Here is a 19,989-nt window from a genome sequence, read left to right on the forward strand (position 1 = left end):
CACTCACGGCCGCCCCGGACCGCGATCACACGCCCGCCACCGCGCACCTCGCAACCGTCCACGGCCGGGGCTCTCCACGGCGTCCCGGTGTCCGAAACGCGTCTGCCCGGGTTGCCCCGGTCGGCGGCGTCCGATCCTCCGGGAGGGCGGTTTCCGGCCCGGCCGGGAGCCCCCGTCCTGCCCCGCCTCCACTACCGCCGTGCCACAACCTCGCCACCACCGCCGTCGCGCCGACCTCGCCGCTACCGCCGCACCACCACGACCGCCGCCGGCGCGTCGCCCGCGCCTCCGCTCCCGGCCCCACCGCTGACGCCGTCCCTGCAGCGGGCCGGTCGGTCAGCCGTTCCACCAGAAGGTGCGGCTCTGCTCCGTGAAGCCCATCTTGAGGTAGAGCGGTGCGCCGAGCTTGGTGGCGACCAGGGTGGCCGGGCGGTCGGGGTGCGCGGCCAGTGCGGCCTCCACGACGGCCCGGGCCACGCCGCGCGAACGGTGCTCGGGCAGGGTGGCGACCCAGTAGAGGCCGACGGTGCTGCCGTCGTCGTAGGCGAGGCAGGCGCCCGCCGGTTCGCCGTTGCGGCGGGCCAGCCAGGCCCGGCAGCCCGGGTCGTGGAGGAGGGGTGCCGGCAGGGCCACGCCGCGGACCCACGGCTGGCGGGCCTCCAGCGGGAAGCCGTCGACGATCGTCCGCTCCACCTCGGCGAAGACCTCGTCGTCGAACACCTCCTCCAGCACGGTCGGCCCCTCGAAGGCCGCACCCGCCGTGCCTCCGTCCGCCGCGCCGCCGCCGTCCGCCGACCCGCTTCCACCCACGAACCCTCCACCACCTGCCAGGGCGCCCACCTGGGCAACCGCCACCGGACCGTCCGTCAGCCCGGCACCCGCCGACCGGACCTCGCGGCCGTGCGGTACCACGGGTCCGGGCTCGCGGGCCATCACGGCCATCGAGTTCTGGCAGGTGCCGCCGAAGCGGGAGAGGTCGAGCCTGCCGTAGGGGTCCTCGACGGTGAACTTCTCGCTCGACCAGTCGCGGAGCAGGGCACCCAGTTCCTCCTCCAGCGCCACCGGTTCGTCGTACGGCTCGGTGACCAGGATGCGGTGGGCGTCGACGGGGGTCCGGGCGCAGCGGACGGCAGTCCAGCCGGGGCGGACGACCTGCTGCCAGTGGTGGGCGTCGGCCTGGGCCTGCCAGAAGGCGGCGGCGTTGCGGTTGGCCTGTTCGAGCCGGCTGTCGATCTTCATATGAGGACCGTAACGCGGGCGGGCAGCCTGCGGTCTTCGTCCAGGTGTCCGGCCCGAACTCTGGCCGGATGGAGCCTGCGGGGCGCGCGCCGCGCTTCCGTGCGCCCTGGCGTGCACCGGTGATTTTCGGTCAATCTCGTGCGACTCCCCAGCCCTTGGGCAAAGCCGCAGCCCAGACCTGCCGGCCGGGGGTGCCGTAGCCGGACGTCCCAGGAGCAGTCCAACGACAACTGGCCACCGTTGCACCTGCCCCCTTCCCAGAGGGGTCGACGGGTGCCACGCTTCGTGATCGAATGCATCACGCCAAATTGCCATGTCGACATAGCGTCGGATGGTGAACTTGTCACAACGGCAACGGTCCACCCGATAGATTCGATCTTGGCGAGCAGTGCCGCATCACCACACCACACCACCGAGGGGGCTTGAACGCCTTGAGCAGGGTGAGCAGGAGCGACGGGGGTCCTGACAGCGGCCAGGCCGCAGCCGGCACCACGGGCCGGGGGCTGAGAAGCACCGGCATCCCGTCCACCGCTGCCACCTCGGGCGTCCCCGTTTCCTCGCACACCCCAACAGCCCCGTACGCCACACCGGTTCCACCGGTCGGCGCCGCGGCCGTCGGTGCGCCCGGCGTACCCGCGGTGCCGTCGCTGCTCGCCGCATCGACCGCCCAGGCCGCGCCGACCGTGCAGGCCGCGTCGTCCGCACCCGGCGCCCAGGCGATGGCGATGTCGGCCTCCCCCGCGCCCTCCGGCTACGCGCACGCGGGCGAGCCGTCGGCCCACGCCCCGGAGGGCGGCGGACGCGCCGTCACCCGAGCCGCCGTCAACCACGGTCCGGTCCAGGGGCACCAGCAGGCCCACTCGTTCGCCACCGGCCTGCCGGCGCCCGGCGCCGGGGGCGGTTCCGCGGCCGGACCGAACGGTGCGGCCGCGAACGTCCTCAACGGACCGGCCTCCGGTGCGGTACCGGGAACGGTGTCGGCGGTGGCGAACGCGCCCCGCAAGCTCTCCGGACGGCGGCGGCGCGAGACCGTCGCCGTACTGATCTTCGGCGGCGCCCCGATCTTCGAGAGCTCGATCCCGCTCTCCGTCTTCGGCGTCGACCGCCAGGACGCCGGGGTGCCGCGCTACCGCCTGCTGGTCTGCGCCGGCGAGGAGGGACCGCTCGCCACCACCGGCGGGCTGACGCTCTCCGCCCCGTACGGGCTGGAGGCGCTGGCCCGCGCCGGGACGATCGTCGTCCCGGCCTGGCGCTCGATCTCCCAGCCGCCGCCGGTCGAGGCGATCACCGCGCTCCGCAAGGCGCACCACGAGGGCGCGCGGATCATCGGGCTCTGCACCGGCGCGTTCGTGCTCGCCGCCGCCGGACTGCTGGACGGCCGCCCGGCGACCACCCACTGGATGTACGCACCGACCCTCGCCAAGCGCTACCCGCGGGTCCACGTCGACCCCCGCGAGCTCTTCGTCGACGACGGCGACGTGCTGACCTCGGCCGGCACGGCCGCGGGGATCGACCTCTGCCTGCACGTCGTCCGCACCGACCACGGGGCCGAGGCGGCCAACGCGCTGGCCCGCCGCCTGGTGGTGCCGAGCCGGCGCAGCGGCGGAGGACAGGCCCAGTACATCGATCAGTCTTTACCGGAGGAGATCGGGAACGACCCGCTCGCCGAGGTCGTCACCTGGGCGCTGGAGAACCTCAACCAGCAGTTCGACGTCGAGGTGCTGGCCGCGCGCGCCTACATGAGCCGGCGCACCTTCGACCGCCGCTTCCGCACGCTCACCGGCAGTGCACCGCTGCAGTGGCTGATCACCCAGCGGGTGCTCCAGGCGCAGCGGCTGCTGGAGACGTCGGAGCTGTCGGTCGACGACGTCGCGCGCCGGTGCGGCTTCCGCTCCCCGGTGGCACTGCGCGGGCACTTCCGCCGGCAGCTCGGGGTCTCGCCGGCCGCGTACCGGACCAGCTACCGGGCCCGTCGGCCCGGTCCGCAGCTGGGCGCCCCGGGCACCCAGCACCCGGGCGACGCGCGGACGGCGGGGGCCCCGCAGCCCTCGGCCGGCGGGTACCCGGCGACCGGCGCGGCCGGGACGGGCGTGCCCGGGCAGCCGGGCGGTCCGGCCCCCGCCCAGCACTCCCACCTGCTGCCGTCCGGCGCAGCCGGGGGTGCGGTGCAGCACGGCTCGAACGGCCACCCCGGCCAGCACGGGTTCCACGCGGGCCCGGGCCAGCACGGTCAGCACGGGGTGCCCGGTCAGCACGGCGGTCCGGGCCAGCACGGGGTGCCCGGTCAGCACGGCGCGCAGCAGGGCTACCACGCCCGGCCCGCGCAGCCGTACGGGCAGCAGCCGCAGCACCAGCCGCATCCCGCCCAGCCGGGTTCGGGACGCGGCCCCGGTCGGCCGCTGATGGTGCCGCAGCAGGGCGGCCCCGGACCGGCCCGGCATGCCCGGACGGTGGAGCACGCGGCGGCCGAGGACGGCCACTCGCAGCCGGGTGCCCGCGGCCAGGGCCAGGGTCACCGCGGTGCGGGCGAGCCGCCCGGCGCCCCGACGGGGGCGGACGGCCGCCCGCGGCCGGTCCAGGGCCAGGCCCGCACCCCGCAGGCACGGGCCGGCGAGGCACGGGCCGCCGAACCGCGGGCCGGCGAGGCACGGGCCGCGGACGTCCGTACCGGGGAGGGCCGGGAGGAGCGGGACGGCCGTAGGAGCCGGACCGCCCAGCCGTCCCGTCCCGCACGGGAGGCGCCCGCCGCACGCGAGGCCGGCAGCACCGGCGGGGAGCGGGAGGAGCACGGCCCGGCCGGCCACGGCCAGGCCGAGCAGCCCCAGGGTTCCCGCGCCCCGGCGCCGCGTTCGACGCCTTCACTGCCCGCGGCGCGTGATCGCGCCGTAGGGTGAGTGGCGTGAATGACCGCTTGGTATGGATCGACTGTGAAATGACGGGCCTCGACCTCGTCCGGGACGCCCTGGTCGAGGTCGCGGTGCTGGTGACGGACTCCGAGCTCAACATCCTCGGCGAGGGCGTCGACGTGATCGTCCGCCCGCCGGCCGAGGCGCTGGAGAACATGCCGGAGGTGGTGCGCACCATGCACACCGCCTCCGGCCTGCTCGACGAGCTGGAGAACGGCGTGACGCTCGCCGAGGCCGAGGCGCTCGTGCTGGCGTACGTGCGGGAGCACGCGCCGGAGGCCGGGAAGACCCCGCTCTGCGGGAACTCCGTGGCCACCGACCGCGGCTTCCTGGCCCGGGACATGCCGGCCCTGGAGAGCCACCTGCACTACCGGATCGTGGACGTCTCCTCGATCAAGGAGCTGGCCCGCCGCTGGTACCCGAGGGCGTACTACAACAGCCCCCAGAAGGGCGGCAACCACCGGGCGCTCGCCGACATCCGGGAGAGCATCGACGAGCTGCGGTACTACCGCGAGGCGGTGTTCGTCCCGCAGCCCGGCCCGGACACCGACACCGCGCGGGCGATCGCGGAGAAGTACCGGCCGCCGGCCGGCTGACCCCCGGTCCCGGAGCGCCGCTCCGGTTGCGGCGGGCGGGCGGACCGGGCACCGTTCGGGACTGCTCCGGCGGTGCCCCGGGACCGCGCCGGGGGCGTCCGGGGCGACGGCCGCGGACCTGCGGATGCACGGCGAGGGGTGCCCGCGCCCGCTCGATCGAAACCCTGGCGCGAGCACCCCTTCGGATCCTGTAGAGTTCTTCCTGTCGGAACGGGAACGCGAAAGCGGGAACGAGCCTGACAGATGGTGGGTGTAGCTCAGTTGGTAGAGCACCTGGTTGTGGTCCAGGTGGCCGCGGGTTCGAGTCCCGTCACTCACCCCAGAGCCTGAGGGCCCGATCTCTTCGAGAGATCGGGCCCTCAGGCGTTTCCGCATTCGCCCGCCGCCCCCAGCGCCCCCGCTCCCGGATTTCCGGTCGAACAGGTCTGCCATCGAAAGCTACCGACTAGTAACATGCCCGCATGACCACTACCTCGATCGGCCAGCTGCTCGACTCCACCGTGCCGATGGCGCACACCCTCAAGCTGGAGTACCTGGAGACCACGCCGGAGCGGGCCGTCCTGCGGCTGCCCGACCAGCCCGACTACCGCAACCACGTGGGCGGCCCGCACGCCGGCGCGATGTTCACGCTCGGCGAGACCGCCACCGGCTGCGTCGTGCTGGCGGCCTTCGGCGACCAGCTCTCGCGGGCGGTGCCGCTCCCGGTGCACGCCGAGGTCGACTACAAGAAGGTGGCGACGGGCGAGGTCACCGCGACCGCGACCCTGGGCCGTCCGATCGACGAGGTCGTCGCCGAGCTGGACGCGGGCACCCGCCCGGAGTTCCCCGTCACCGTGGAGATCACCCGCGGCGACGGCGCTGTGACCGGCGTCATGACCGTCGTGTGGACGCTGCGCCCCAACTCCTGAGCCCCCGCCGCCGGGCAGGTGTCCGATGACCGATGACCGATAGCCGATGACGGCTGACGGCTGACGATCATCGGCTGACGGCCGGCAGATCACAGTCGACGGATGACACCCGACAGCAGACAACCAACAGCTGACGACTGACAGATGACGGCTGATGTCAGACAGAGAACAGCTGTCGGCGAACGCCATCCCGTCAACGGCGGACAGCTCCCGATAACTGTCCGTGACGGCGGCCGTGACCTCGCGGGGCGTCCGCTCGTTCTCGACTCACGTGCGAGCCAAACATGCGACCAGCGCCCAGGAAGCCTCCCGAGGTGACGGCCATACCGGCCGGACGGCCGCCGGTCGGCTGCCCCGCCCCCGGACCATCGCGGCGGGCGGGGCACTGATCGCACAGGTGTGGGGGCTGGGGCTGAGCGCACCGTGTGCGTACGCGGCGGCCGCCGACCCGGTACCTGCACCCGCGGGCCGAGCGGTTCGCCCACTCGACGACAGCGCAGCATCCTCCGGTACGACGTCCTCCCGTACGGCGTCCTCTCGTGCAGCATCCTCCGGTACGGACGGGGTACCGGGCAGTGGTGCGCGCAGCGGCGAGGTCCGCGCCGAGGCGGCGCAGCAGGGCAACGCCCACCGCAACGCCGGGCGTTCGGCGGCGGGTGACCGTGCGTCGGAGGCCACCTCGAAGACGGCCCCGGCGGCGCCCGGTCGGACTCCCGGGGCTGCCACCCCCGCACGGCCGGCGCAGCAGCCCGGTCAGGCCGGCTCCCCGGGGTTGCTGGGCGGCATCACCGGCTCGGCGGCTTCGGTGGTGCCGGTGCCCGGCCTGGAGGATCCGGCGGGCACGGTCGGCGGGGTGGGTGAGGTGCTGCAGGACCGGATCAGGGCGGGCGGGTTGCCGCTTCCGGGGCAGGCGGCCGCGGTGCCGGATGCGTTCGCCCTGGCCTCGGGGCTGCTGTCGACCGTACCGCCGCAGGGGCGCGCCGCCGGGCCGCGGGCCTCCCGGGACACCGCGCAGGGGGCGGGGGGCGAGGCGGCGGGACGTTCGGACGGCGGGGCGGGCCGGGGTGGCGTCGGCTGGGGGCAGCAGCGCGGTCCGGCCGCACCGCCGCCGGCCGGGGAGGGCAGCAGCGCGCGCTCCGGCGCCGTGTCCGCCGGGTACCCGGGCGCGGGCGGCGGTTCCGGCGGCCCGGGGTCGGCCGGCGGCAGCGGGTCGCAGGCGGTCCCCGCGCCGCGGACGGGCACGGAGGAGTTCACTGTGGTCGACACCGCGGCCGCGCCGGTCGCCCACGGCACGACGGGCACCGGCACCGCGGTCGCCGTGCCGATCGCGGCGGGCCTGCTGCTGACGGGCGCCGCGATGTACAAGCACCGGGGCCTGCCGCGCGGGCACTGACCCGCCGCCCTCACCCCGCCGCCCACAGCACCGCAGTCAACATCAGGCAGTCGGCAGTCAGCAGTCAACATCAGGCAGCCGGCAGTCGGAACCCCGGAACGTCAGTGGAATGCCCCCGGCGGCGGTGCGGGCGAGGGGGCCGCGGTGGCGTCGGTGGCGGGGGCCGCGCCGGCCGCGAAGTCGACCAGGGCCCGGCCGTGTTCGAGGCGGCCGAGGGCGGAGTCGGTGGCCACCCGGCGGGTGAGGTCGGCGACCGGGAGCGGGGTGTGGGCGGCGGCCAGGACGAGGTTGCCGAAGCGCTTGCCGCGCAGGACCGCGGGGTCGGCGACCAGGCAGAGTTCCGGGAAGACCGCGGCGAGGGTGGCGACTTGGGAGCGCGCGAACGCCAGGCCCGACCCGTCGGTGATGTTCGCGGCGTACCAGCCGCCGGGGGCCAGGGCGCGGGCGGCGAGCCCGGCGAACTCCACGGTCGCGCAGTGGGCGGGCACCCGGGCGCCGGAGAAGACGTCGGTGATGACGAGGTCGACCGCGCCCTCGGGGGTCCGTTCCAGCACGCCGCGGGCGTCGGAGCCGCGCACCTTGATCTGCCAGCCGCGCTGCAACGGCAGCTCGGTGCGGACGAGTTCGGTGAGCGCGGTGTCGATCTCGGCGACCTGCTGGCGCGAGCGCGGACGGGTGGCCGCCGTGTAGCGGGCCAGGGTGAGGGCGCCTCCGCCGAGGTGCAGCACGGTGATCGGCCGGGCGGGCGGGGCGACCAGGTCGATCAGGTGGCCGAGCCGGCGCTGGTACTCGAAGCCGAGGTGGGTCGGGTCGGCGAGGTCGACCATGGACTGGGGGGCGCCGTCGATCAGCAGGGACCAGGCGCCGGGGCGGTCGCGGTCGGGGCGGAGTTCGGCCAGGCCCGAGTCGACGGGACGGGTGAGCGGGCCCTGGGCATGGGTACGGCCGTCGGTCCCGGTCGGCTCCTGCGCGTCGGCGGCGCGGTTGGCCGAGGTGCGGCCGGTTCTGCTGCTTCGTCCCATCGGGCCATTATCGCCGCAGCTCACCGTGGGGGCCGCCGGGGAACGGACACCCGGACACCGCACAGCAGGGGCAAAACAAGGCGGAACGGGACGGGGCGGAGCGGAGCGGATTCAGAACGGGCCGAGCCCGCCCGCCGTCAGCGTGCAGGCCGCCTCGCAGAGCGCGGAGCGCAGCACCCAGGCGTCGGTGGGGCGGGCTGCGCAGTCGGCGCCCGCGGGGGGCATCACCCAGCGCGGGTCGGTGGCGGGCAGCAGCAGGGCGCCGACCGTACAGGAGCTGCCCGGGAGGTGCCAGGTCTCGGCGGTGCCGGCCGGGACGAAGAAGGAGACGGTGCTGCCGCTGCGGCTCTGCAGGACGGCTCCGCAGGCCCGGCGCAGGCGCAGGATGTCCACCGCCTCCAGGCCGTGCCGCAGCGCGACGGTCACGGTGTCGTACGCACCGACCACCGGGACGGCGCCCGCCGCTCCCCCACCGTTCCCGCTCCCCTCCACGGCCCCGGCACTCGCAACCCCCTCCCCCGCGACGCCCGCAACCCCCGACCCCGACCCCGCCACGGGCCCCGAACCCGCGCCGCCGGGCCGGCCGGCCCCCACCGGGCGGGGTGCGCCGCCGCCGCAGGGGGTGCGGGCGGTGCTCCGGTCGTCGACGGGATCGGGCAGCAGGGCGGGGACGGCGGCGGCCCGGACGGCGGCGGCGGGGCGGTGGTACTGCGGCACTCCGGTGGCCATCGCGGGCCCTCCTGTCCCTCGTGAGTCGGAAGCGGCGCCGCCCGCGGGTGGGGGTGGTCGGCCGCGCCGGCGGACGGGCCGGGGCAGCGGGCCGGGCGGCGGCCGGGCTTTCCACGTATCAGGACAACGCGAGGAGTGCGGCGGAGGCCACGGGGCGGCTTACAGCAAGGCATGGCATTTCATGGCAGATCCCGGCAACTCTGCCCGTTTTGCGATGAATTGGCAGGACATCCACCGTGAACCCGCCGTACGCACCCGGTGACTGCGGGTACTGTCTGAGCCGCACGCCGCACCTCGTACGACCACGGAGCGCAGCATGGCAGCCACCCCACCGGCCGAGCCGAACCGCCCGTCGCCCAACACCGTGATGCGCGAGCTGCGCGGCGACCGTTCGCCGGGCGAGTTCGCGACGGCGGTGCGCCGGGCGGCCCGGGAGATCGGCGAGCACGTGTCCTGCGACGCACGCTACGTGGGCCGGGTCGAGGCGGGCGAGATCCGCTGCCCCAACTACGCCTACGAGCGCGTCTTCCGCCACATGTGGCCGGACCGCTCCCTGACCGACCTCGGCTTCGTCCCGCGGACCGCCGTCCGGCGCCGACCGGCGGACGGCGCCGCCGGGCCCGCCGAGCCGCCCCGGACCGACCCGAACACCCGGGCCCGGACCGACCCGAACCTGTGGCCCCGGACCGACCCGAACGCCGACCCCCGGACCGACCCGAACCTCCGGACCTGGACCGGACAACCCGACCAACTCCACTGGCACTCACCGCAGTTGCCCGACCCGCGTGCACCGCGGTCCGGCCCCACCCCGTACGCTGCTTCGCCGTACCCCGCGCCGCACCCGGCGGCGCACCCACCGGTCGTGCCGCAGCCCCGGGGGCCGCTGACCGCGCCCGGGCGGCCCGGCGGGCCGCACCATCTCGACGAGGAGAACGACGACGTGCGTCGCCGTACGTTCCTGACCGGCCTGACCGGCGGATCGACCGCCCTGGCCACCGCGATCGGCCTCGACCGGCCGGCCGCCGCCTCCGGGCACCCCGGCTCCGGACACCCCGCCTCGGGCGCCGCTGCCTCCGGCGCCCCCGGTTCCCCACCCCCGGGCCCCGGCACGACCGGCGCCGACCCCTTCGCCGCGGGTGCCGACCCCTTTGCCGCCGGCACCGACCCGTTCGCCCCGGGCGCCACCGGCGGCGAACCGTACGTGCCGGGCCGCCCGGGGCGGGTGCCGCCGCCGCGCAAGGTCGGCGCGGCCGAGGTGTCGAGCGTCCGGCAGGCCGTCCGGGACATCCGGCTGGCCGACGACGCGCACGGCGCGGACACCCTGTTCGAGTTCGCCGGGCAGTCGCTGCGCCGCGCATACGTCCTGCTGAACGAGGGCGAGTACAGCGCCGAGACCGAGCGCGAGCTGCAGGCGGGGGCGGGCGAACTGGCCATCTCGGTCGGCTGGTTGGCGCACGACTCGAACCGGCTGGCGGACGCCCGCTCGTTCTACGCCGAGGCGCTGGCCACCGCCCGGATGGCCGGGGACGCCGCCCTGGAGGCGCACGTCTTCAGCAACAGCGCCTTCCTCGCCCGGGACGCCAACCGCCCGCGCGAGGCGCTGCGGGCGGCCCAGGCCGGGCAGGTCGCCGCCCGGCAGCTGGGCTCCGACCGGCTGCTGTCCCTGCTGGCGATGCGCGAGGCGGGCGGCTGGGCGCTGCTCGGGGACCGCGCCGCCTGCGAACGGGCCCTCGGCCAGGCGCACCGGCTGTTCGCGCGGGGCGCCACGGAGGCCGATCCGGAGTGGATGTCCTTCTTCGGGGAAGCCGAACTCGCCGGGCTGGAGTCGCAGTGCTGGTCCGCCCTCGGCGACTGGGACCGGGCCAGCGAACGGGCCGGGCTGGCCATAGCGCTGCAGGACCCGCACTTCGTCCGCAACCGGGTGCTGTACACCGCCGAGCTGGCGCACGACCGGCTCGGGCGCGGCGATCTGGCGGGTGCGGCCGGGCACGGCAGCTCGGCGGTGGCGCTGTTCGGCGAGGTCCGCTCGGCGCGGATCCGGAGCATGCTGGCCGACACGGCGGGACGGCTGCGGGTGCACGCGGCGGTGCCCGAGGTGGGCGAGTTCCTGGCGGCGTACGACCGGGCGGCCTGAGCCCCGGGGTGCGTCCCGGGGCCCGGACCGGCGGCCGTCAGTGCTTGAGGCCCTCCAGGTGGCCGAGGTCGTTCCAGACCTCGACCGCCGGCGCCCCGTACTCCCAGGACAGCACGCAGAGCGCCGCGGTGCCGAGCTTGAAGCGCTGCGCGTACTCGGGCGGCAGGCCGAGCCAGCGCGCGGTGAGGATGCGCAGCAGGTGGCCGTGGGCGAAGAGCAGGACGTCGCGGTCGGCGCAGTGCATCACGGTGGTGTCCGGCTCCGGCACCCCGTGTTCGAGGTGCAGGGCGGCCAGGAAGGCGTCGACCCGGGCGGCGACCTCGGAGAGCTTCTCGCCGCCGGGCACGCCGTCGCGCCAGATCAGCCAGCCCGGCTGGTCGGTGGCCCGGATGTCGTGGCCGGTGCGGCCCTCGTACTGGCCGTAGTCCCACTCCAGGAGTTCGGGGCGGTCCACGGCGCGGTCGCCGAAGCCGGCCAGGGCGCAGGTCTCGCGGGCGCGGTCCAGCGGGCTGGTGTAGACGAGTGCGTCCGGCAGGCCGTTCCAGGGGGCCTTGGCGAGGCGGGCGCCGAGCGCCCGGGCCATCGCGCGGCCCTCCTCGGTGAGCGGGATGTCGGTACGGCCGGTGTGCTGGCCGGTGGCGGACCACTCGGTCTCGCCGTGGCGGACGAGCACGATTCGGGCGGGCATGGCGCGGCTCCTCGCAGGGGCGGTGGCAACGGTCGCGGGTCTCACCATTGAGCACCGGGGTTCCATGATCCCCCACCTGCGGGCCCGGCACCGCCCGGGAGCCGGCGACCCCGCTCCCCCGTCCCGCCCGGGTGCCCGCACCCCGGCCCTCACCAGCGCCACCGCACCGCCACCGCCGCCCGCCGCCCGCCGTCCGCCGCCGCATCCACCCCACCCCCCGGAGCCCGCACCCCGCCCGCCGCACCCCCGCCACCACCGCCCGGGGCCGGGAACCGCCGCCTTCACCCCGGATTGTCGGACCCGGATGCAACACTGGGCCGCACCATGAACGTCTCGACGAACGTCCCGCTCGGCGGACACCCCGAGCCGCTCGCCCAGCGGCTCGCCGAGCTGCGCGGCCCGGCGCCGCAGCGCAGCCTGAACGCCCGCGCCCTCGCCGCGCTCGCCGCCAATCCCGGCTGTCACCGCCGCGCCGTGCTGGACGCCGCGGGGGTCGACAAAACGGCGCTGGCCCACCGGCTGGGGCGGCCCGCCCCGTTCGGCCAGTCGCCGTTCGCGATCGCGCGCGGCGTGATCTTCGAGGCCCGGCTGAAGGAGGACGGCTACGCGGCGCTGCTGGAGCCGCTGCGCCGCCGGCTGGGCCTCCCGGCGGAGGGCGCCGCCCCGCCCGTGGTGCCCGATCTGCTGCGCCGCTCCGGGCCGGCCGTCCGTGCGGAGCGGACGCTGGCCGCGCTGGCCGAGGCCGCCGCCGATCCCGGGGCGTGGACGCTGCTGGACCACCCGCTGCTGCGGCTGGACGTGACCGGCAGCACCGCGTACCTGGAGCCGGACGCGGTGGTGGTGCACGGCGGGCGGTGCACGGTGGTGGAGATCAAGTCCTTCCCGGTGCTGGACGGCAGTGCGGATCCGGCCAAGGTGGGCGCCGCCGCCCGGCAGTCCGCGGTGTACGTGCTGGCGCTCCAGGAGGCCGCGGCGGCGCTGGCCGGGCGATCGGCGGAGGCGGATCCGTACGCGGAGCAGCGGCTGCCGGGCAGTCCGCGGCTCTCGGTGCTGCTGGTCTGCCCGCGGGACTTCAGCAACCGGCCGACCGCCGTCACCGTGGACGTGCGCCGCGAGCTGGCCACCACCCGCCGCCAGTTGAGTCGGATGACCGGTATCGGGCGGCTGCTGGACGCGCTGCCGGCGGGGGCGAGCTTCGACCTGGCGCCGGACGACGCGGGCGCACCGACCCGGCCCGCGCAGGAGCTGGCGGAGGCGGTCGAGGCGGTGCCCGCAGCGTACAGCCCGGACTGCCTGTCCACCTGCGAGCTGGGGTTCCACTGCCGTTCCCGGGCGCGCTGCGACGACCGGGTGGAGCAGCTGGGCCGGGGCGTGCGCGGCGAGCTGGGGAGCCTGCGGACGGTCGCGGGGGCGCTGGCCGCCGCCGCGGGCGCCACCACGGGCGACAGCGACGCGGACGAGGCCGTGGAGCGGCTGGCGTACGCGGCGGCGCTGCGGGCGGAGGCGCTGGCGGCGGCGGGGGTCGGGCGATGAGCCTGCTCGCCACGCTCGCCCGGCTGGAGGCGGTGCGCAGCGGACGGGCGGAGCCGCTGGCGACGGTCCGCCACCGGCACCTGTCCGATCGGCCGATGGTGGTCGTACCGCTGGCCGCGGCGGGCGAGTCGGGGGCGCCGCTGGCCGTGATGCTGGGGACCGAGCGGGCCGCGCCGCGGCTGCACGTCGTGCCGCAGCCGCTCAACCGCACCCTGCGCTTCGACTTCCTGGCCGAGCTGGCCACCGATCTGCTGCCGTACCTGGAGTCCTTCGGCGAGGACGTCGAGCGGATCGAGGGCTCCGAGAAGGACCCGGAGACGGGCGAGAAGACGGCGGTGCTGCGCGAGCTGTGCGCGGACGCTCCGCAGCTAGTCGTGCCGAACGGCGCGGCGGTGCAGCACCTGGCGCTGCTGGGCCGGTCGACGCGGTTCCGCCGCACGGTCGAGGACGCCGAGCCGGGCCCGTACCCGGCGCCGGCCCGGGTGCCGCTGCTCGGCCGCTGGCTGACCCACCTGACCGACCGGGCGCAGGTGCCGGGCTCCAGCCTGCTGCTGCCGATGACCGGGCTGCTGGCCCGGCACTGGGCGACCGGCCAGAGCCATCTGGAGGACCAGCACCTGGCCGCCCGGCTGGCCTGGCACCTCCCGCCGGACGGGCTGCGCGGCGCCGAGGCCGCCGAGCGCGCCGAGGCCGCCCGGGACTCCGCGGGCCAGTTGCTGCACCCGCCCGCGGGCCCGGCCACCGACCCGCGCTTCGACGAGCTGGTGCTCGGCCCGGCGATCTCCCGGTACGACGCGGCGGTGGCGGTGCTGCAGCAGGCCGACCCGGCGGGCGCGGAGCCGGCCGCGGCAATGGTGAAGGGCGCGGTGGAGCAGCTGCACACGGTGCTGGAGCGGGTGCTGCGGCCGACCTGGGAGGACGTCTGGCGGGGCCTGGACCTGCTGCGGGAGCTGCCGCCGGCCGCTCACCTGGAGGAGCGCTGGACGGGCGACCGCTGGTCGTACACCGGCCACCGGGACCGCGTGGCGGCCGGCGAGCCGCCGCAGCCGCGCCAGGACGACGCGGTGACGGCGGCCCGCAAGCTGGCCCAGCGCGAGCGCGAGCAGGCCCGGCTGGACGTCCAGGAGGCGCTGGACGATCCGCTGGCGATGGCCGAGCACCGGCTGTCGGGCGAGGCGTTCTCGGGCGTGGTCGCCGAGGTGCTGCCGGACTGGGACACCTCGGGCCGCTCGCCCAAGCCGCGCCCGCTGGTGACGGTCCGCACCGCCGACCGCCCGCACGCCGACCTGGGCCGCGAGCTGCACCGGGCGTACACCGAGAAGGCGCAGAAGGGCGTGATCGCCGAGGTCGACCCGGAGGCCGGCACGGTGACGGTCCGGCTGACCTCCGGCATGGGCAACGGCCGGGAGCCCAAGCCGGGCAGCGTGCCGGAGCCGGGCGAGCAGGTGACCTTCACGCTGTTCGAGCTGACGGTGCGCCAGGCAGCCCCGCTGCCGGAACCGGACGACACCCCGTGGACGCACGGCGGCCCGCCCGGTGCCGCCGCGCCGACCGCGAACGACGAGTGGGAGTGAGCCGCGCATGAGCGCCCCCGACGAGACCCCGCACAGCCCCGGTGCGGCGGCCGACAGCGCCGTGGCCCGGATCCTGGAGGCAACCGTCCGCCCGGTTCCCGGCGCGCCGCGCGGTGTGGTGGTCGACTCGCCGCCCGGCGCCGGGAAGTCCACCCTGGTGGTGCGCGCCGCCCGGGAGCTGGTCGGCGCCGGCGAGCGGCTGATGATCGTCGCCCAGACCAACGGCCAGGTGGACGACCTGGTCGGGCGACTCGCCGAGAAGGCGCCGGATCTGACGATCGGCCGGCTGCACGCGGCGGACTCCCGGCCGGCGCCCGAGGTGCTGCGGCACGCCAACGTGACCGCCTCCGACAAGGTGGCGGCCTTCGCGGAGCACGACGTGGTGGTCTCGACCTCCGCCAAGTGGCAGTGGGTGAAGACCGAGGCCCCGTGGCGGCACGCGATCGTCGACGAGGCGTACCAGATGCGTTCGGACGCGCTGCTGGCGGTGGCCCGGCTGTTCGAGCGGGCGCTGTTCGTCGGCGACCCGGGCCAGCTGGACCCGTTCACGGTGGTCGGCACCGAGCAGTGGGCGGGCCTGTCGTACGACCCGTCGAGCAGCGCGGTGGTCACCCTGCTCGCGCACAACCCGCAGATCGAGCCGCACCGGCTGCCGGTCTCCTGGCGGCTGCCGGCCAGTGCGGCGCCGCTGATCTCCCGCGCCTTCTACCCGTACACGCCGTTCCGCTCGGGCACCGGCCCGGCCGACCGGACGCTCACCGCCGCGACCCGGGGGGACGGCTCCGCGCTGGACGCCGCGATCGACCGGGCCGCCGAGCACGGCTGGGCGCTGCTGGAGCTGCCGCCCCGGCACACCGTGCGGACCGACCCGCAGGCCGTCGCCGCGGTGGCCGCGACCGTCCGCCGGCTGCTGGAGCGCGGGCTCACGGCGCGCTCCGAGCAGGGTTCGGCCCCGCTGGAGCCCGGCCGGATCGCCGTCGGCACGGCCCACCGGGACCAGGCGGCGGCCGTCCGGGCGGCGCTGGCCCGGGTGGGCGTGCCGGTCGACCACGCGGCCGGTCCGGCGGTCACGGTGGACACCGCCAACCGGCTGCAGGGCCGCGAGTACGACGTCACGGTGGTGCTGCACCCGCTCTCCGGCCGCCCCGACGCCTCCGCCTTCCACCTGGAGACCGGCCGGCTCTGCGTCCTGGCCTCGCGGCACCGGCACGCCTGCATCGTGGTGGCCCGGGCGGGCATCGCGGAGCTGCTCGACGAGCACCCGTCCACCGAACCCGTGCAGTTGGGCGTCACGGTCAAGTTCCCGGACGGCTGGGAGGCCAACCACCAGGTGCTGGACCACCTGGCCGGCCACCGGGTGCGGCTCTGAGCCGCCCCGCCGGTGCGGCGCCGCGGCCCGGCCCCGTACCGGCGCGACCGGCCCGGGCGCGCGCCCGGCGCGCGCCGGGGGAATAGCGCCCGCGACCGCACCGTTCCGTTACGGGCCGCCGCCGCGAGACAATGGACGACGGCCACAACCGGTCGGCGCAGCCCCAGCAGCCGCCGTCCGCCCTCACCCGAGCACCCGGAGGTGTCCGTCCATGCCCGACTCCCACCCGAAGGCGTTCGACCAGAGCGGCTCCGCCGCGCCGGCCGGTCCGGGCGCGGGCACCCCCGAGTCCGCCCCCCGCCGGCGCCGTCCGGCCCAGCTGCTGTTCGAGCCGCAGGCCGCCGAGGCCGGATCGGAACGGTTCTTCGACCTGGAGTCGATCGACGACCCGGCGGAGCTGCTGCGCCGCTCGACCGAGCTGGCGCTGGCCTTCCGGGCCGCCGCCGAGCGGGCGACCGACTTCCAGGCGGTGGCCGCCGCCCAGCTCGCGGACACCCGCCGCTTCGACGCGCTCTCCGAGCACGAGATCGCCGACCGCGCGGACTGGACGCCGGACTACGCCGCCAAGATGATCGAGTACGGGCGCGACCTGCTGCGGCCCCGGCGGCACGAGGGCTGAGACCGGCCGGCCCGGTACGGAACCGGCCCGGCCCGGTACACCGCAGGCTCCGGTTCCGTACCGCCGACGGGTCCGGCCCATCGGTCCGCCGACGGCTCCGACCCGCCAACGGCTCCGGCCCGGCGACGGCTCGGACTCGCCACTGGCATATGCCGCGGGACAGGGTACGCCGTCCGCCGCGTCCCTGTCCGGCAAACCGCGCTTTCCCTCCCGGCCACCCGTCGGACGCACCAGGCTGCTCCCCGTGGACATCTGGACCTATCAGTCGGTGGAGTACGTCACCGTGGCCGGCGAGGCGTGGCTCGCCTCGGCCAGCGAGTACCCGCGCTCGATGCGGGCGCTCTGGGAGTCGCGCCCGTGGGCGCCCACGGTGCTGCCCTGCGGCCGGGCCTTCGACGTGATCAGCATGCCGTCGCTGTTCGGCCGCAAGGTGCTGGACGAGCTGTGGGCCTCCGGCCCGGGCTGCGGGCCGGTCGCCACCTTCCGGGGGCGGACCCTGCTGTTCGTCCAGCCGGGCGCGGCGGCCCGGCTGCGGCGGCTGCTGGCCTGGGAGGAGTGGGCCCGGGACGTGCCGCCGCTGCTCTGCCACGGCCAGGGCGACGCGGTGACCGTCCCGCCGGTGCAGCGGATGGTGCACACCCCGGACTCCCCCGGGCTCGGCGCCGGCCGCTGGATCGTCGCCCCGGACAGCCGCGAGCCCTGGCTGCCGGGGGCCTCGGTGGTGCTCTGGGCCTGCGTCCGGGCGACCCGGGAGCCCGCGCCGGCATTCGATTTTGGCCGGGCCAGCGGCCACTGCTAGAGTCTTCCCTGTCAGCAGGCGCCGCTAGCTCAGTTGGTTAGAGCAGCTGACTCTTAATCAGCGGGTCCGGGGTTCGAGTCCCTGGCGGCGCACAGACAGCCGGAAGGCCCTTCGCGAGAGCGGAGGGCCTTCCGGCGTTTCGGCACCGGCCTGACGGCCGTCGGCGCATCGGATCTCGGCTCCCCCCGGGCCGCGTCGCCCGCCGGGCGGCAGCGGCCCCGGGGCGGGCCGGTGGTTCAGGGGCGGGCCGCCGGGCCCCCGACCGCCGGCCAGGCGAGCATCGCGGCGTCGACCACCCGCTCCAGCTCCGCCCGCCCGACCCCGTCGCAGGCCTGCTGGTTCATACCCTGGATCACGGCGGCGTAGAAGGTCGCCAGCCCCTGCGGGTCCACCCCGGCCGCCAGTACGCCCGCGTCGACGTCGACCCGGATCCGGGCGGCGATGGCGGCCTTGGTCGCCTCCCGTATGCCGCGCAGTTCCTCCTTGACGTCCTGCGCGCCGGGTCCGCAGTTGGTCGCGGCGGTGATGACGAAGCAGCCCGGCGGGTGGGCCGGGTCGGTGTAGTCGGCGGCGAGGAAGCGCAGCATGCCCTCGACGGTCGTCCGGGCGTCGGGGCCCTCGATCGGCCGGGACCCGTAGGTGCTCGCGTACAGCCGGACGGCCTCCGAGAAGAGCTGCCGCTTGTCGCCGAAAGCGGCGTACAGGCTCGGCGGGTTGATGCCCATGGCCTTGGTGAGGGCGGCGACGGAGGTCGCCTCGTAGCCGTGCGTCCAGAACTCGCGCAGTGCGACGGCGAGTGCCCGGTCGCGGTCGAAGGCGCGCCTCGTCGTCCGCCGGGTGACGGGCGGGGCGGTCACGGTCTCGCTGTGGTCGCTGCTCACCCGAGAAGCATAGCGGGAGCTGTAGTGACCGCTAAAGGTCATCTGCTAGGGTCCTTCGACGTCGGCAGCTTTAGCGATCACTAAAGCCGAATCCACTCGGAGGGGACCCCCATGACCACCGCACCCACGTCCACCGGCCTCGCCCGCACCACCGGCGGCTCCGGCCCCGGCCTGCTGCTCGTCCACGGGGCCGGCGGCAGCGTCGAGTCCAACTACGGGCCGGTCCTGGACCGGCTCACCGCCCGGCACTCGGTGGTCGGCGCCGACCTGCCGGGATCGGGGGCGACGCCGAAGTCCGCGGTGCCGCTGGACGCCGACGACCTCGCCGACCGGCTGGTGGCGGCCGCCGACGCCGCCGGGCTCGACCGGTTCGCGGTGAGCGGCTACTCGCTGGGCGGCGCGCTCGCGGTGCGGATCGCGGCCCGGCACCCGGAACGGGTCAGCGCGCTGGTGCTCAGCGCGACCTTCGCCCGGGTGGACACCCGCACCGACCTCGCGGCGTCCGTCTGGCACCAGCTGTTCGAGAGCGGTCGGCACACCCTGCTCGGCGAGTACGTCGGGCTGATGGCGATGAGCGCGCCGGTGGTCAACTCACTCACGCCCGAACAGGTCCGGGAGGCCGCGGTGCAGATGGCGCCCGGGATCCCGGCCGGCACCGGGGACCAGGTCGACCTGGTCCGGCGGATCGACGTCCGGGGCGACCTCGCGGGCATCACCGTGCCGACCCTGGTGGTGGTGACCACCGGCGACGCGCTCATCCCGCCGGCCCTCCAGTACGAGCCGGCCGCAGCGATCCCGGGCGCCGAGGTCGCCGAAATGCCCACCGGCCACCTGCCGTTCGCCGAACGTCCGGAGGAGTGGGCGGCGCTGATCACGGAGTTCCTGGCCCGCAGCCGGGCGTGACGCCGCCTCGGAACGGCGCAGGGCCCGGGAGACCTACTTGACGATGCCGCTCTCGGAGATGGTGACCTTCGCCTTGGTGCGGCCGCTCTGGCTGCCCAGGCCCTCGATCTTCTTGACCAGGTCCTGGCCCTCGACGACCTCGCCGAAGACGACGTGCTTGCCGTCCAGCCAGTCGGTCACGATGGTGGTGATGAAGAACTGCGAGCCGTTGGTGTTGCGGCCGGCGTTCGCCATGCTCAGCAGGTAGGGGCGGTCGTGCTTCAGCGTGAAGTTCTCGTCCGCGAACTTCTCGCCGTAGATGCTCTTGCCGCCGGTGCCGTCACCGCGGGTGAAGTCACCGCCCTGCAGCATGAAGCTCGGGATGACGCGGTGGAAGGACGAGCCCGCGTAGCCGAAGCCGTGATCGCCGGTGGCCAGCTCGCGGAAGTTCTTGGCGGTCTTCGGCACCACGTCGTCGAAGAGCTTGAAGGTGATCCGGCCGGCCGGCTCGTCGTTGATGGTGATGTCGAAGTAGACGTTCTCGCTCATAGCGCTGTTCCTCCGGATCGGACGGTGACGGCCGTCACCGTCGGAAGCGTGTTCGTCGCCCCGGGGTGGCCCCGGCGCCGCCCGCAAGCATATGACCTACCCGGCTGACGACCGTGCACCCCGTACGGTGCCGCGGCGGCGTACGACGAACCCCCGGAGCGGACGGGT

At 75.8% G+C, this 19,989-nt stretch carries 16 protein-coding genes, 2 tRNA genes and 1 pseudogene; 13 read left to right on the forward strand and 6 right to left on the reverse strand.

Annotated elements, in window-relative coordinates:
* Positions 1-336: 336 nt before the first annotated feature.
* Complete coding sequence (locus ACWGB8_RS12550) at positions 337-1,239, reverse strand: GNAT family N-acetyltransferase (RefSeq protein WP_452212900.1); 903 nt, start codon at positions 1,237-1,239, stop codon at positions 337-339.
* 974 nt (positions 1,240-2,213) lie between these two features.
* On the opposite strand from ACWGB8_RS12550, the pseudogene ACWGB8_RS12555 reads away from it, so the two are divergent.
* From ACWGB8_RS12555 to ACWGB8_RS12575, 5 genes and pseudogenes are all read left to right on the forward strand, one after another.
* Positions 2,214-3,215: pseudogene (locus ACWGB8_RS12555) on the forward strand (helix-turn-helix domain-containing protein); the annotation flags it as partial.
* Between the two features lie 923 nt (positions 3,216-4,138).
* Positions 4,139-4,741, forward strand: a complete 603-nt coding sequence (orn, locus tag ACWGB8_RS12560; protein WP_452212902.1) for an oligoribonuclease — start codon at positions 4,139-4,141, stop codon at positions 4,739-4,741.
* A gap of 246 nt (positions 4,742-4,987) precedes the next feature.
* Positions 4,988-5,063: transfer RNA gene (locus ACWGB8_RS12565), tRNA-His, on the forward strand.
* A gap of 139 nt (positions 5,064-5,202) precedes the next feature.
* The gene (locus ACWGB8_RS12570; RefSeq protein ID WP_452212904.1) at positions 5,203-5,649 is read left to right on the forward strand and encodes a DUF4442 domain-containing protein; all 447 of its coding nucleotides are present in this window, start codon (positions 5,203-5,205) and stop codon (positions 5,647-5,649) included.
* Between the two features lie 814 nt (positions 5,650-6,463).
* The gene (locus ACWGB8_RS12575; protein ID WP_452212905.1) at positions 6,464-7,042 is read left to right on the forward strand and encodes a hypothetical protein; all 579 of its coding nucleotides are present in this window, start codon (positions 6,464-6,466) and stop codon (positions 7,040-7,042) included.
* Between the two features lie 101 nt (positions 7,043-7,143).
* Here the strand turns inward: ACWGB8_RS12575 and ACWGB8_RS12580 are convergent, their stop codons facing one another.
* Together ACWGB8_RS12580 and ACWGB8_RS12585 are read right to left on the reverse strand one after the other, a co-directional pair.
* Complete coding sequence (locus ACWGB8_RS12580; protein WP_452212907.1) at positions 7,144-8,064, reverse strand: spermidine synthase; 921 nt, start codon at positions 8,062-8,064, stop codon at positions 7,144-7,146.
* Between the two features lie 111 nt (positions 8,065-8,175).
* Positions 8,176-8,793: a hypothetical protein gene (locus tag ACWGB8_RS12585; protein WP_452212909.1), complete on the reverse strand. Its 618-nt coding sequence runs from the start codon at positions 8,791-8,793 to the stop codon at positions 8,176-8,178.
* Positions 8,794-9,109: 316 nt separating this feature from the next.
* On the opposite strand from ACWGB8_RS12585, the gene ACWGB8_RS12590 reads away from it, so the two are divergent.
* Positions 9,110-10,927, forward strand: a complete 1,818-nt coding sequence (locus ACWGB8_RS12590) for a hypothetical protein (RefSeq protein ID WP_452212911.1) — start codon at positions 9,110-9,112, stop codon at positions 10,925-10,927.
* A 37-nt stretch (positions 10,928-10,964) separates the two neighbouring features.
* Here the strand turns inward: ACWGB8_RS12590 and ACWGB8_RS12595 are convergent, their stop codons facing one another.
* Complete coding sequence (locus tag ACWGB8_RS12595) at positions 10,965-11,615, reverse strand: histidine phosphatase family protein (protein ID WP_452212913.1); 651 nt, start codon at positions 11,613-11,615, stop codon at positions 10,965-10,967.
* Between the two features lie 324 nt (positions 11,616-11,939).
* On the opposite strand from ACWGB8_RS12595, the gene ACWGB8_RS12600 reads away from it, so the two are divergent.
* The 6 genes from ACWGB8_RS12600 to ACWGB8_RS12625 all read left to right on the forward strand — a co-directional run bounded on the left by ACWGB8_RS12600 (position 11,940) and on the right by ACWGB8_RS12625 (position 17,601).
* Positions 11,940-13,148 carry a hypothetical protein gene (locus ACWGB8_RS12600; protein WP_452212915.1) on the forward strand — a complete coding sequence of 403 codons (1,209 nt, stop codon included), beginning with the start codon at positions 11,940-11,942 and terminating at the stop codon, positions 13,146-13,148.
* On the forward strand, positions 13,145-14,722 hold the full coding sequence (locus ACWGB8_RS12605) for a hypothetical protein (RefSeq protein WP_452212917.1): 1,578 nt from the start codon (positions 13,145-13,147) through the stop codon (positions 14,720-14,722). Before ACWGB8_RS12600 ends, ACWGB8_RS12605 begins: the two co-directional genes overlap by 4 nt.
* Before the next feature lie 7 nt (positions 14,723-14,729).
* Positions 14,730-16,091 carry an AAA domain-containing protein gene (locus tag ACWGB8_RS12610; RefSeq protein ID WP_452212919.1) on the forward strand — a complete coding sequence of 454 codons (1,362 nt, stop codon included), beginning with the start codon at positions 14,730-14,732 and terminating at the stop codon, positions 16,089-16,091.
* Positions 16,092-16,302: 211 nt separating this feature from the next.
* Complete coding sequence (locus ACWGB8_RS12615) at positions 16,303-16,710, forward strand: hypothetical protein (RefSeq protein WP_452212921.1); 408 nt, start codon at positions 16,303-16,305, stop codon at positions 16,708-16,710.
* A 244-nt stretch (positions 16,711-16,954) separates the two neighbouring features.
* Complete coding sequence (locus ACWGB8_RS12620; RefSeq protein WP_452212923.1) at positions 16,955-17,509, forward strand: bifunctional DNA primase/polymerase; 555 nt, start codon at positions 16,955-16,957, stop codon at positions 17,507-17,509.
* An 18-nt stretch (positions 17,510-17,527) separates the two neighbouring features.
* A tRNA-Lys gene (locus tag ACWGB8_RS12625) sits at positions 17,528-17,601 on the forward strand.
* Positions 17,602-17,745: 144 nt separating this feature from the next.
* On the opposite strand, the gene ACWGB8_RS12630 is transcribed toward ACWGB8_RS12625, so the two are convergent.
* Positions 17,746-18,390 carry a TetR/AcrR family transcriptional regulator gene (locus ACWGB8_RS12630; protein ID WP_452212925.1) on the reverse strand — a complete coding sequence of 215 codons (645 nt, stop codon included), beginning with the start codon at positions 18,388-18,390 and terminating at the stop codon, positions 17,746-17,748.
* 111 nt (positions 18,391-18,501) lie between these two features.
* Here ACWGB8_RS12630 and ACWGB8_RS12635 point away from each other — a divergent pair, with 111 nt between their 5' ends.
* The gene (locus ACWGB8_RS12635; RefSeq protein ID WP_452212927.1) at positions 18,502-19,293 is read left to right on the forward strand and encodes an alpha/beta fold hydrolase; all 792 of its coding nucleotides are present in this window, start codon (positions 18,502-18,504) and stop codon (positions 19,291-19,293) included.
* A 33-nt stretch (positions 19,294-19,326) separates the two neighbouring features.
* Here ACWGB8_RS12635 and ACWGB8_RS12640 read toward each other — a convergent pair whose 3' ends face one another.
* Positions 19,327-19,821: a peptidylprolyl isomerase gene (locus ACWGB8_RS12640; RefSeq protein WP_452212929.1), complete on the reverse strand. Its 495-nt coding sequence runs from the start codon at positions 19,819-19,821 to the stop codon at positions 19,327-19,329.
* Between the last annotated feature and the right edge of the window lie 168 nt (positions 19,822-19,989).

Source organism: Kitasatospora sp. NPDC054939 (genome assembly GCF_053610105.1).

What these genes read in the sequence shown, in the direction of transcription:
- ACWGB8_RS12550 (WP_452212900.1), bottom strand. Translation starts at nt 1,239, where the DNA reads ATGAAGATCGACAGCCGGCTCGAACAGGCCAACCGCAACGCCGCCGCC.
- ACWGB8_RS12570 (WP_452212904.1), top strand. Translation starts at nt 5,203, where the DNA reads ATGACCACTACCTCGATCGGCCAGCTGCTCGACTCCACCGTGCCGATG.
- ACWGB8_RS12580 (WP_452212907.1), bottom strand. Translation starts at nt 8,064, where the DNA reads ATGGGACGAAGCAGCAGAACCGGCCGCACCTCGGCCAACCGCGCCGCC.
- ACWGB8_RS12585 (WP_452212909.1), bottom strand. Translation starts at nt 8,793, where the DNA reads ATGGCCACCGGAGTGCCGCAGTACCACCGCCCCGCCGCCGCCGTCCGG.
- ACWGB8_RS12590 (WP_452212911.1), top strand. Translation starts at nt 9,110, where the DNA reads ATGGCAGCCACCCCACCGGCCGAGCCGAACCGCCCGTCGCCCAACACC.
- ACWGB8_RS12595 (WP_452212913.1), bottom strand. Translation starts at nt 11,615, where the DNA reads ATGCCCGCCCGAATCGTGCTCGTCCGCCACGGCGAGACCGAGTGGTCC.
- ACWGB8_RS12600 (WP_452212915.1), top strand. Translation starts at nt 11,940, where the DNA reads ATGAACGTCTCGACGAACGTCCCGCTCGGCGGACACCCCGAGCCGCTC.
- ACWGB8_RS12605 (WP_452212917.1), top strand. Translation starts at nt 13,145, where the DNA reads ATGAGCCTGCTCGCCACGCTCGCCCGGCTGGAGGCGGTGCGCAGCGGA.
- ACWGB8_RS12610 (WP_452212919.1), top strand. Translation starts at nt 14,730, where the DNA reads ATGAGCGCCCCCGACGAGACCCCGCACAGCCCCGGTGCGGCGGCCGAC.
- ACWGB8_RS12615 (WP_452212921.1), top strand. Translation starts at nt 16,303, where the DNA reads ATGCCCGACTCCCACCCGAAGGCGTTCGACCAGAGCGGCTCCGCCGCG.
- ACWGB8_RS12635 (WP_452212927.1), top strand. Translation starts at nt 18,502, where the DNA reads ATGACCACCGCACCCACGTCCACCGGCCTCGCCCGCACCACCGGCGGC.
- ACWGB8_RS12640 (WP_452212929.1), bottom strand. Translation starts at nt 19,821, where the DNA reads ATGAGCGAGAACGTCTACTTCGACATCACCATCAACGACGAGCCGGCC.